This is a genomic window from Pseudoalteromonas ruthenica (genome assembly GCF_008808095.1).
Lineage (GTDB): Bacteria > Pseudomonadota > Gammaproteobacteria > Enterobacterales > Alteromonadaceae > Pseudoalteromonas > Pseudoalteromonas ruthenica.
Map to the genome: position 1 here is coordinate 109,488 of NZ_CP023396.1, position 11,969 is coordinate 121,456.

An 11,969-nucleotide genomic window follows, 5' to 3' on the forward strand; every position below is an offset into this window, starting at 1 on the left:
GCTCCGGCAAAGCCGCATCCTACCTTGGCTCAAACGATTTTATTGGCGACCCCAAGATTTTCCTAATTTGATTGCATTTTAAGCGGTTTCTATGATGATGTTCGCCACAAGAGGTGATATACTCCCGCCGAATAATTTTTCGACCAATAGAGTAAAGCAATGGCAGATTTATCAAAATACAGAAATATTGGTATTTTCGCGCACGTAGATGCGGGTAAAACGACCACGACAGAGCGTATTCTGAAGCTCACCGGTAAAATTCACAAAACCGGTGAAGTACATGACGGCGAATCAACGACCGACTTCATGGACCAAGAAGCTGAGCGTGGTATTACAATCCAATCAGCAGCTGTAACATGTGAGTGGAAAGGTCACCGTTTAAACGTAATCGATACTCCTGGACACGTTGACTTCACAGTAGAAGTATATCGTTCACTTAAAGTACTTGACGGTGGTATCGGTGTATTCTGTGGTTCTGGTGGTGTTGAGCCGCAGTCAGAAACTAACTGGCGTTATGCGAACGAATCAGAAGTAGCACGTTGTATCTTCGTAAACAAACTAGACCGTATGGGTGCTGACTTCTACCGCGTTGTAGAGCAAGTGAAAAAAGTACTTGGCGCAAACCCACTAGTGATGACTCTTCCTATCGGTATCGAAGACCAGTTCTCTGGTGTTGTTGATGTACTTGAGAAGAAAGCATACGTTTGGGATGACACAGGTCTTCCTGAAAACTACGAAGTACAAGACGTTCCAGCTGACATGGTAGACAAAGTAAATGAGTATCACGAGATGCTTGTTGAAACTGCCGTTGAGCAAGACGACGATCTAATGGAAGCATACATGGAAGGTGAAGAGCCTTCTTTAGAGCAAATCAAAGCGTGTATCCGTAAAGGTACTCGTGATCTTGCGTTCTTCCCAACTTACTGTGGTTCAGCGTTCAAGAACAAAGGTATGCAGCTAGTGCTAGACGCTGTAGTTGATTACCTACCTTCACCAACAGAAGTAGATCCGCAGCCACTAACTGACAAAGACACTGGTGAGCCTACTGGTGAAGTTGCAACTGTATCTGCAGATGAGCCACTTAAAGCGCTTGCGTTCAAAATCATGGACGACCGTTTTGGTGCACTTACCTTCATCCGTATCTACTCGGGTCGCATGAAAAAAGGTGACACAGTACTTAACTCAGCAACAGGTAAAACTGAGCGTATCGGCCGTATGGTTGAGATGCAAGCTGACGAGCGTAACGAACTTACCGAAGCGCAGGCGGGTGACATCATCGCTGTTGTTGGTATGAAGAACGTGCAAACTGGTCACACATTATGTGATCCTAAGCACGAATGTACGCTTGAAGCGATGATCTTCCCTGATCCAGTAATCTCAATCGCTGTCGCACCTAAAGATAAAGGTGGTACAGAGAAAATGGGTATCGCAATCGGTAAAATGGTTGCAGAAGATCCATCTTTCCAAGTTGAGACTGATGAAGATTCAGGTGAAACCATCCTTAAAGGTATGGGTGAACTACACCTTGATATCAAAGTTGATATCCTTAAGCGTACTTACGGCGTAGACCTTATTGTTGGTCAGCCTCAGGTTGCTTACCGTGAAACTATCACCAAAGAAATCGAAGATAGCTACACGCATAAGAAGCAATCAGGTGGTTCTGGTCAATTCGGTAAGATCGATTACCGTATCAAGCCAGGTGAAGTAGGTTCAGGCTACAAGTTCAGCTCAAGCGTTGTTGGTGGTAACGTTCCTAAGGAATTCTGGCCAGCAGTTGAGAAAGGCTTCGCATCTATGATGGAAGAAGGTGTTCTTGCCGGCTTCCCAGTACTAGACGTTGAAGTTGAACTATTTGACGGTGCTTTCCACGCAGTTGACTCATCAGCTATCGCGTTCGAAATCGCTGCAAAAGGCGCATTCCGTCAGTCTATCCCTAAAGCGGGTGCACAACTTCTTGAGCCAATCATGAAAGTTGACGTATTCACTCCTGAAGACAACGTGGGTGACGTAATCGGTGACCTTAACCGTCGTCGTGGTATGATCAAAGACCAAGAAGCGGGCGGCATGGGCGTACGCATCAAGGGTGAAGTACCACTATCTGAGATGTTCGGTTATATCGGCCACCTACGTACTATTACTTCTGGTCGTGGTCAGTTCTCTATGGAGTTCTCACACTACGCACCTTGTCCGCAAAACGTTGCTGACGAAGTAATCGCTGCAGAAAAAGCGAAAAAAGAAGCGAAGTAATAGTCGCCTCTTCTAAGAAAAACCCAGGCTAGTGCCTGGGTTTTTTTATGCCTATTCCTCTGCTCCCGTATTCGCTGTCATATATTCATCATCTGTCCGTCAATAAATGGTTATATTTTAGAAACATTCGTTCCCTACAGTAACGACGCCAGTACAACCCTTGCTGGTACATATTTGTGGTTAAGAACAGCTTCTTAACAGCGCTAAATAATAAAACTCACGGGAACAAAAAATGAAAGTATCAAAGTTAGCCTTGGCGATGGCGGCAGCCTCGGCCATCTCCTCGCTGGTGTGCACACCAGTGCAGGCCGGAGTCTTGCCTGACGTTCAGACCAATAGTCAGTGGTATCAAACAGATAAGAATAAGCTCAACGAGAAGCAGCAATTGGCCAATCAGCAAAAACTGACTAAGGCCAAAAATGTGATTCTGTTTGTTGGCGATGGTATGGGGGTGTCAACACTCACAGCAGCTCGTATTCTACAGGGCCAAAATAACGGCAAAATGGGTGAAGAAGGTTACCTTAGCTTCGAGAAGTTTCCTTACTCGGCGCAGGTAAAAACCTATAATGTTGATGCACAAACCCCAGACTCAGCAGGCACCATGACCGCCATGGCGTCAGGGGTTAAAACTGATGTAGGTGTGATTGGTGTAGATGAAGATATCGAGCGCGGAAATTGTGCCACGGTAGCTGGTAATGAACTAATTACTGCTCTGGAGCTTGCAGAAATTCGAGGTTTAAGTACTGGTATCGTCAGCACCGCTCGTATTACCCACGCCACTCCTGCAGCAACGTATGCCAAATCAGCAGATCGTAACTGGGAAGACGTGTCAGACATGCCGGCGCAGGCAGTTGCGCAAGGGTGTGAGGATATCGCTACGCAATTGGTTAACTTTGAACAAAACCTTGAAGCGCGCTTTGCTGGTACTGACGTGGATGGTATAGAAGTGGTTATGGGCGGTGGCCGCCGTCACTTCCTACCGAAAGACGAAACGTATAACACTCTTGATGCCCGCAGCGCTATCGAAGGGGACCGCACCGATGGTCGTGACCTGACTCAGGAATGGCAACAAAAGTATGCCGATGGTGTCTACGTATGGGACCGTGCTGGCTTTGATGCTATAGCCGATGACGCTCAGCGGGTGTTTGGACTGTTCAATGAATCTCATATGCAATATGAAGCTGACCGAGGCAATGATCTTGCGGGTGAGCCTTCCTTATCGGAAATGACCGCTAAAGCAATATCTGTGCTTGATAATAACGATACAGGCTTTTTTCTTACGGTTGAGTCCGGGCGTATTGACCACGCTCACCACGCGGGTAATGCATACAATGCGCTGAACGATACAATTGAACTGGCTAATGCCGTGCAGTATGCCATCGAGAACACGAACCCCGAAGAAACATTGATTTTGGTGACTGCGGATCACAGCCACGCCTTTACCATTGCCGGCTACCCTAAACGTGGTAACCCTATTCTAGGTCAGGTAGTGGCGGTAGGGCAGCAGCAGCCGACGCTTGCAGCAGATGGTAAGTCTTACACCACGCTCGGCTATACCAATGGCTTGGGCTTTCGCGATCTAGGCATGGAAACTAACGCTGATGCCAGCTACAGCGATGCGCCGCAAACCGGGCGTCAAAATCTGGCGGGTATCGATACCACCACCCCAGGTTTTCACCAAGAAGCAACCATTCCACTTAGCTCAGAGACACACGCAGGCGAAGATATTTCCCTTCATGCTATGGGTCCCAGCGCGCATCTAGCGCAGGGAGTGATTGAACAAAGCATGGTGTTCCACATTATCGACTCAGCCCTTGAGCTCACTAAGTAAGCAGGTATTACAATGAACAAGCTAAATATTCTTTCTCTTGCCGTGGTTGCGGCACTGGCGGGTTGCTCTGACGATGATGGCGCGCCGACTTTAACTGTTAACACCGACATAGCTGTGGGTGATAGTCAATGTATTAATGGTGGTGTCTACACTCAAGTGGGTGCCGATGACAATGGCAATGGCGAGCTTGATGGCGATGAAGTTGCAGCGCAAACGACCAATTGTAACCCGATTAAAACCACATTAGATGATGATGAACTGGCTAACCTAACGGGCAACGCTTGGTTTAGCGATGCTCAGGATAAAGTAGCGCAGGCACAACAACGTGCCGAGCAGCTAAGCAGCAGCAATCAAAAAGCGAAAAACGTGATTCTGTTCGTAGGTGATGGAATGGGCATCTCCACGGTCACAGCTGCACGTATTTTAGCTGGGCAACTACAAGGAAAGATGGGTGAGGAGCACCAGCTGAGCTTTGAAACCATGCCCTATTCTGGCTTTGCTAAAACCTATAATGTTGATGCGCAAACTCCTGATTCAGCTGGCACGATGACGGCTATGGCGACAGGCGTCAAAACCGATGTCGGTGTGATTGGCGTGGCTGAAGGGATTGCCCGTGGTGACTGTGAATCGGTGTCCGGCAATGAGTTAGTAACCGCCTTAGAGCTGGCAGAAATCGCAGGTAAATCAACAGGAATTGTGTCAACCGCGCGGATCACTCACGCCACACCGGCTGCTACCTATGCCAAATCGGCCGACCGTAACTGGGAAGACATCTCCGATATGCCTGCTGATGCGGTCGCTGCTGGGTGCGAAGACATTGCTTCGCAATTAGTTAACTTTGAGCCTAATCTGGAAGCGCGATTCGACGTCGATATTGATGGTATTGAAGTAGTAATGGGCGGTGGTCGTCGTCACTTCCTGCCAAAAGATGCCGCATTTAATAGCAATGATGCGCAAAGCAGCACCGAGGGTGACCGCACCGATGGCCGTGACTTAACGGCGCAATGGCAAGCGGCTTACCCCAATGGCACCTATGTGATGGATCAAGCGGGCTTTGATGCTATCGATCCTGCCAGCACTGAACGCATCTTTGCGCTATTTAACGAATCGCACATGCAGTATGAGCAAGACCGAAGCAATGATATCGCAGGGGAACCGTCGCTGGCGGCGATGACGGAAAAAGCCATTGATGTTCTTGATAATAACGACGAGGGCTTCTTTCTGACTGTAGAGGCGGGTCGTATCGATCACGCTCACCATGCAGGTAATGCCTATAATGCGCTTCACGACACGGTGGAGTTGGCCGAGGCGGTGCAAGCCGCGATGGAAAAGACCAACACGGATGAGACCCTGATCATCGTAACCGCAGATCATAGCCATGTATTTACCATTGCTGGCTACCCTAAACGAGGTAACCCCATTTTAGGTAAAGTGGTTGGCGTTGGCAGCGACGAGCCTACCTTGGCAGCCGATGGCATGCCTTACACCACTTTGGGCTACACCAATGGCAACGGCTTTAAGAACCTTGGCGCACAGACCAATGCTGATGCTGGCTACAACGGTGAGATTGTCACTGGTCGTGTGGATTTGAGCACCATTGACACCACCACAGCTGGATTCCACCAAGAAGCACTGGTGCCACTTAGCTCAGAAACTCATGCGGGTGAAGATGTGGGGGTGTATGCCCAGGGTCCTGGAGCCCACCTAGTGACCGGAACTAATGAGCAAAACTATATCTTCCACGTGATTAATCACGCTGCAGATTTAGTGAGTAAAGCAGAAGCCAAGCTAGGTAATTAATCACCTAAGGTCGAGGGCATAGGTTGCTATGTCCTCGGCCCTAAGTGGAGGATAAAATGATGAAGTATGTCAAATTAGCCACGTTGGCAGTCGCCATGTGTAGTGCCAGTGTGTATGCGCAACAGCAATGCCAAGCGAATGCGCAGGTGTTAAAAGCCAATTATATACAGCAGCAAGGCGTTCAAGAAGAGCAGCTATTTTCGCTTTGGCGGCTGCATGATCAGGTAGCGCATCAGGCCAACAGCCAGGGGGTCGTTGAGCTCTGGCAACGTCTATCTAATCAGCAAGTGCGGCCTATTCGTTATTTTGAGCATTACCAAAGAGGCATTGAGTACCAACCTGGTGAGCTAAAAGAGGGCGGGCAACCAGTCAGTTGGTCACAAAAATATCAGTTAGTGCACAGTGACCTACTTTCACAGTCGCCATCACGTACGCAAGGTGAGGGCTGCGGCCAAGAGCAGCACTTCGAACGCCAGCAAAATGGCTATAAAATGACCCTGGTATGGCTGCCAGCATTGCAGCTGGTCAAGCAGCTTGTGGTGGCACGTGAAGACGCTGACCATCAAGACAGGTGGCAACAAATAAGCAAACTAACATTGCAAAGTTACCAGCTTAACCCGCAACAAGTGCAGCAACAATTTGCTCATTGGGACCGTTATCAAACTACGGACTATGCCGATGTGGGCGATAATGAACATGATCCATTTTTGGCGAAAATGATAAATCAGGGCTTTATTGAGCACGGTGCATCAGGGTTTTATCACAGTGATGGCCAAGCTATGTCAGGCGGCCACCACCATTGATCATGTAGATATCTAGGATAATTTGTCGCGACCAACCAAGCAGTGCCTATAATAAAATGATTTGTGGTGTGCTGGAGAGAGCATGAGTCGCGGCTGCCTATTTCTTGCCTTGTTGTTTCTAATTTCACCTTGCCAAGCCGAGCGCGTGGTTATTGCTGCAGAAGACGCATGGACGCCGTATGCCAATGCCGATGGTACGGGCATGGCGAATGATATAATCACGGCCGCTTTTGCAGCGGTAGACGTGTCAGTCGACTACCATATTTATCCTTATGCGCGGGTGCTGCATTACCTCGATACCGGTGCCTATGTAGCGGGGTTCAATGTGCCTATCGATGCTATCAGTAAAGAAAAGTACTTACTCGGTAGTACACCTCTTTATAAGGCTTATTCTGCGTATTATCACAATACCCAACGGGCTCTGAAAATTACCAATCGTGCGCAGTTTAATGGCGAGTTAGTAGGTATTGTTAGAGGATATGGCTATGGCGACCAGTTTCTTGCTTTGGTGGCCGAACATAAAGTGGTGGCGGCGTATGCCAACTCCGATTTGCCTAATATGCGAAGGCTGATGTTAGGGCGCTTAGACAGTGCGCTTATTTTCATTAAGTCAGCAAATTATCTACGTCGTACCCAAGGGATTAGCGATAATATTCAAGTGGCATTTATTAATGAAGGAACCGATATCTTTCTTGCTTTTTCTCCCCATCACCCAGATGGCGAGCGGCTGCAAAAGTTATTTGAACAGGGGCTAAAAAAGATAATCGAGAATGGCGCTCGTGACGCCATTCTCGCTCGGTATTAAACCCTATTAGTCGGCTTTAACCGCACGGTAGCGTAACGTGACATTACCGTAGGGGAGAGGGCCAAGAATACGGGCTTTCCACTTTCCAGCAGCAGGGTTATCAAAGTGACATTGCTCTGCAGTCCCCCAGTTACGTGAGGCACAATCGGCACGGAAAATAGATGGGCGACGTTGGTGGCTAACGTACAGATCAACTTGACCCCAGCCACCCACGAGCTCGATATCTAGCGTTTGGTAACCCTCTGGTAAGTCGATAGTAAAGTTGCGAGGCCAAAACCATCCACTAAGGCCAGTAAACTCGCCCACAAGCTCTTCGGGCTCAGATTGCTCGGCAGCAATGGCGACGATGACAGGGTCATGATCTGAGGCGCGGTATGCATGCTCGGCATACAAGCTGGCCTGCTGTGCCTGGGTTTTGTACTCTAAGTTGTAGTCTAACACCCGAGGCTCATCAGCATTAATATGCCAATCGGTAGCAGCGACCACTTTGTTCATAAGGCTGGGTGATGCCAAAGCGTGGTCTAAGCTGCCTAAGCGGCCTTGGAAGTTATATGAGTAACCCAACGTATTGCCTTCCAGCGTAGGAATGACATTGGCAAATCCGGCGTCGGCAAAGGTTTGCATGGGGTCTTCCTGCGCATAAGCATTCATATCACCGACAATGATCACATCGTCATCAGCCACACCAGTGGGTTGGCTCACTAACCATGAAGCGAACTGCTCGGCACCGGCTACGCGCGTTGCGTTATAGCAGGCTTGACCATCATTTTGGTCTTGATCGAGCCCTTCGGCACGGCTACAGCCACCTTTGGATTTTAAGTGAGCGACAGCAACGGTTAACACTTCATCACTTTCAATATCACGGAAGCTCTGTGCGATCGCCGCGCGGTTACCATAGGATAAGGCGTCTTCATCATTGATGCTGGCTGTGCCAACTTCTTGTACGCGGTCGCTACGGTAAATGAGCGCGGTAGTAATGGCGTCGGTGCCAACCTCGGCTACGGCAAAATCAACGAAGGCATATTCGCCGTTATCGGTTGCATCGTTCAGTGCAGTGACTAACGAACTTAGAGCACTGAACTCGCCAAAACCATCGTTTTCAATTTCCATTAAGCCAACGATGTCGGCATCCATGGCGGTGATGGCGGTAACGAGCTTTCGCTCTTGGCGAATAAACTCTTGCAAATCATCGGCGCCGCGAGAGGTTGGAAAGCCGCCTTGCTGGCCATCACCATTGAAGTAGTTTAAGACATTAAAGCTAGCGATTTTAATATCGCCCTGCTCATTGAGTACGGGTGCTTCAGTGCGAGGGTTGCTGGCAGTGAATTGTACAGCCGTGGTTGGATGTAAACGGTAGCGATCAAAACCATAGCCTAACACCCCGGTGAGTCCTTCTACACTATCGCCTAAGCGCACGGTATTGTAGGCATCCAGTCCAGCTCCAGGATAAGGAATCACTTCAGGGTTTTGCTGTGTTGAGCCATCATCAAGTAATAACTGTTTTAGCTGGTTTTGCGCTTCCAGCGCATTGGCGGCATCACCTGGTAGCGCCACTTGGGTGCCTTGATATAAGCGCTCTGTTGCTAGGCCGAGCTCTCCATAGCGTGCCAAATTATAGCTATCTACTACGTACATTGGCTGGGCAACACTGATGAGCATGCCTTCATAGGCTTCAAGCTCGTCGATATTGTCAACCGGTAGCGTGATTTCAGTGATATCAGCTTGTGCAGTACCACAACTCTTCAGCGCCGTCACATTCTTTAATTGTGTGGCGCCGTAGTATTCATCAACGGTGGCCTGAAGTCGTACACGGTCGCCGACATTAACGTCATCATCACTATGATAAACAAAAATACCTTCAGAGGTGAGGGGATCATTATCAGCGTTGAGTGATGCTAAGAAAAAGCCATTAAGGGCGTCACTTTGTTGGTAATCAGCACTGACCACCGCTTCGACAATAACTTGTTCGCCTTGCAGGGGACTGGCCATGCCTGGCCCTTGGATTTCGCTAATGGTAGTGGCTGGATCAGCACATGTGAGCTCGGGGGTTGGTTCTGGATCAGGGTCGGGGTCGACTGGGCCGAAACCTCCTTGGTAGGTGCCCAGATCACTGAAATCGTCTTGCTCATAGCCAGTAAAGAAGTCGCTAGGGATATAGGCGGTGTCTAGGGCGGTGCGAGCACCGGTGCCATCAATACGGCGCAGGGTATTATTTTGCGTAGAGGTTAGCCCTTCACCCCATTGCGAACCAGGATCGAGGCCAACCTGACCAAGGCTATCAATGACGTCACCCTGTTTACGAAGCACAATGGCATCATCGCCGTTGAACCAACCACCGCCTGCAATTTGATCAGCGACTGCTAGAATTGCAGAATCTGCTGATTCATGTGCGGCAACAAAAACGCCTTCAGCTGCCAGTGAGCCTGAGAGATCGAGAGTATAACCAGCCGTAGTGCTGCCGTTAAAGTAAAACTCAATAATATACTGGCTTAAATCGACTGACTCTGAATTGGGGTTATAAAGCTCGATGGCTTTATTATTGCTACTGCCTTCGACATATTCTGATATTAAGATATCTGCTTGAGCGCTGAGCGATGCCAATGAGGCCGCCACCGCTAGAGCGATAGGTGTGACTGTGTTTTTCATTAGATAGCTTCCCGTGTATTGTTATTTATCCCTAAAGGGGGACATATTATGCCCCCAATAAGTTACACGAAAATTTCAAGTTGTTAACTTGTTAGCGCTTTTTCTCAGAAAAAAGTTAGGTGTTAAGCTTAAGATTCGTTAAGCCACTGCGCTGCGCGTTTAGCAAAATAAGTGAGAATACCGTCAGCCCCTGCACGTTTGAAGGCAAGCAAAGACTCCATGACAATGGCTCTTTCTTCTAACCAGCCGTTTTCAATAGCAGCCATGTGCATAGCGTATTCACCACTGACTTGATAGGCGAAGGTGGGCACGGAAAACTCATCTTTAACGCGTCGAACAATATCTAAGTAGGGCATGCCAGGTTTCACCATGACCATATCAGCGCCTTCTTGTAAGTCCAGCGCGACTTCTCTGAGGGCCTCATCGGAGTTTCCAGGATTCATTTGGTAGGTCTTTTTATCAGCCCCTTTGAGGTTACCCGCTGAGCCGACCGCATCGCGAAATGGGCCATAATAGCTTGACGCATATTTGGCAGAATAAGCCATAATTTGGGTATTGATCAGGCCTTGCTCTTCTAGCGCCTCACGAATAGCGCCGATACGACCATCCATCATATCTGAGGGAGCAACGACATCGGCACCCGCTTGGGCGTGTGACAGCGCTTGTTTCACCAACACCTCGGTGGTGATGTCATTGATAACATAGCCTTGCTCGTCAATGATGCCGTCCTGACCATGCACGGTGAAGGGGTCCAAGGCAACATCGGTGATCACCCCTAGCTCAGGCAGTTCGCTCTTCAAAGCGCGCACCGTGCGTTGTGCTAACCCCTCTGGGTTATAGGCTTCTTCGGCATGCAGCGATTTCTTTTCACTGGGTGTGACAGGAAATAGGGCAATAGCGGGCACACCTAAAGCGACCAACTCTTTAGCTTCTTCAATCAATAAGTCGATGGACAAGCGCTCAACGCCAGGCATAGATTCAACCTGTTCGCGGCGGTTTTTGCCTTCCAAGACAAACACTGGATAAATTAAGTCATTAACGCTGAGCTCATGCTCTTGAGTTAAGCGTCTAGAGAAGTCATTTTTACGTAAACGACGCATACGCGTATAAGGAAACAGGTCGAGTCCTGATTGGGCCATAATGCTCTCCTAAGGCAAAGATTGTGAGCTAATTACTTGATTACGACCATGCGCTTTAGCATGGTATAGCGCCTCATCCGCCATATGGGTGATGTCGCCAGCGTGAGCGGTGGTTTCCCCGTAAGCGGTATGCACGCCAATACTAACAGTTAATGAAAATTGGTGCTCTGAGAATTCAACCTGTTGTTGACCTACCTCAGTGCATACTTCTTCGCCCAGCTTGAGGGCGCCCTCGTGCGTGGTATTGGGTAAAATAACGGCAAACTCTTCACCGCCGTAGCGGCACACATGGTCAAATGGGCGGCGTAAACAGGCTTTGATAGTTTGTGACACCAATTTAATAGCTGCATCGCCAGCGGGATGACCATAGCTATCGTTGACCTTTTTAAAGTGATCTATGTCTATCATTAGCAGGCTCAACGGAGCGTCATCCCGTTGTGAGCGCCGTAACTCATGCTCTAAACGCTTATCGAAAAAGCGGCGATTTTTGACACCCGTTAATGGGTCCTCGTTATTAATGCGCTCTAGCTCTGTGTTCTTTTCTTCTAATTCCCGTAGGGTAATTTGTAGCTCTATGGTGCGCTCTTCTACTTTATTTTCTAGTTCTTCTTTAGTTTGTTCCTCTAGTGCCAGCTGCTGAGCCAGTAATTGGTCTCGTGTTTGCTGCTCCGCCAGTGCTTGTTGCTGCGCGCGCATGC

8 protein-coding genes are annotated in these 11,969 nt (G+C 48.8%); 5 read left to right on the forward strand and 3 right to left on the reverse strand.

The genetic code is table 11. The features are described from left to right. The first annotated feature begins 159 nt into the window (after positions 1–159). The 5 genes from fusA (at position 160) to PRUTH_RS00560 (ending at position 7,486) form a co-directional block, all read left to right on the forward strand. On the forward strand, positions 160–2,247 hold the full coding sequence (gene fusA / locus PRUTH_RS00540; RefSeq protein WP_045980256.1) for an elongation factor G: 2,088 nt from the start codon (positions 160–162) through the stop codon (positions 2,245–2,247). A gap of 232 nt (positions 2,248–2,479) precedes the next feature. After that, positions 2,480–4,078 (forward strand): alkaline phosphatase, encoded by a 1,599-nt coding sequence (locus tag PRUTH_RS00545; RefSeq protein WP_151172277.1) that lies wholly within the window; start codon positions 2,480–2,482, stop codon positions 4,076–4,078. Positions 4,079–4,090: 12 nt separating this feature from the next. Then, on the forward strand, positions 4,091–5,878 hold the full coding sequence (locus tag PRUTH_RS00550) for an alkaline phosphatase (protein ID WP_045980258.1): 1,788 nt from the start codon (positions 4,091–4,093) through the stop codon (positions 5,876–5,878). Between the two features lie 56 nt (positions 5,879–5,934). Beyond that, positions 5,935–6,681, forward strand: coding sequence for a hypothetical protein (locus PRUTH_RS00555; RefSeq protein WP_151172278.1), 747 nt, complete (start codon positions 5,935–5,937; stop codon positions 6,679–6,681). A gap of 82 nt (positions 6,682–6,763) precedes the next feature. Next, positions 6,764–7,486, forward strand: coding sequence for a substrate-binding periplasmic protein (locus PRUTH_RS00560; RefSeq protein WP_045980259.1), 723 nt, complete (start codon positions 6,764–6,766; stop codon positions 7,484–7,486). 6 nt (positions 7,487–7,492) lie between these two features. On the opposite strand, the gene PRUTH_RS00565 is transcribed toward PRUTH_RS00560, so the two are convergent. From PRUTH_RS00565 to PRUTH_RS00575, 3 genes are all read right to left on the reverse strand, one after another. Next, positions 7,493–10,132 carry an ExeM/NucH family extracellular endonuclease gene (locus tag PRUTH_RS00565; protein ID WP_151172279.1) on the reverse strand — a complete coding sequence of 880 codons (2,640 nt, stop codon included), beginning with the start codon at positions 10,130–10,132 and terminating at the stop codon, positions 7,493–7,495. A 128-nt stretch (positions 10,133–10,260) separates the two neighbouring features. After that, positions 10,261–11,271 carry a porphobilinogen synthase gene (gene hemB / locus PRUTH_RS00570; protein ID WP_022943899.1) on the reverse strand — a complete coding sequence of 337 codons (1,011 nt, stop codon included), beginning with the start codon at positions 11,269–11,271 and terminating at the stop codon, positions 10,261–10,263. Positions 11,272–11,280: 9 nt separating this feature from the next. Continuing rightward, positions 11,281–11,967 carry a GGDEF domain-containing protein gene (locus PRUTH_RS00575; protein ID WP_151172280.1) on the reverse strand — a complete coding sequence of 229 codons (687 nt, stop codon included), beginning with the start codon at positions 11,965–11,967 and terminating at the stop codon, positions 11,281–11,283. Positions 11,968–11,969: the final 2 nt, after the last annotated feature.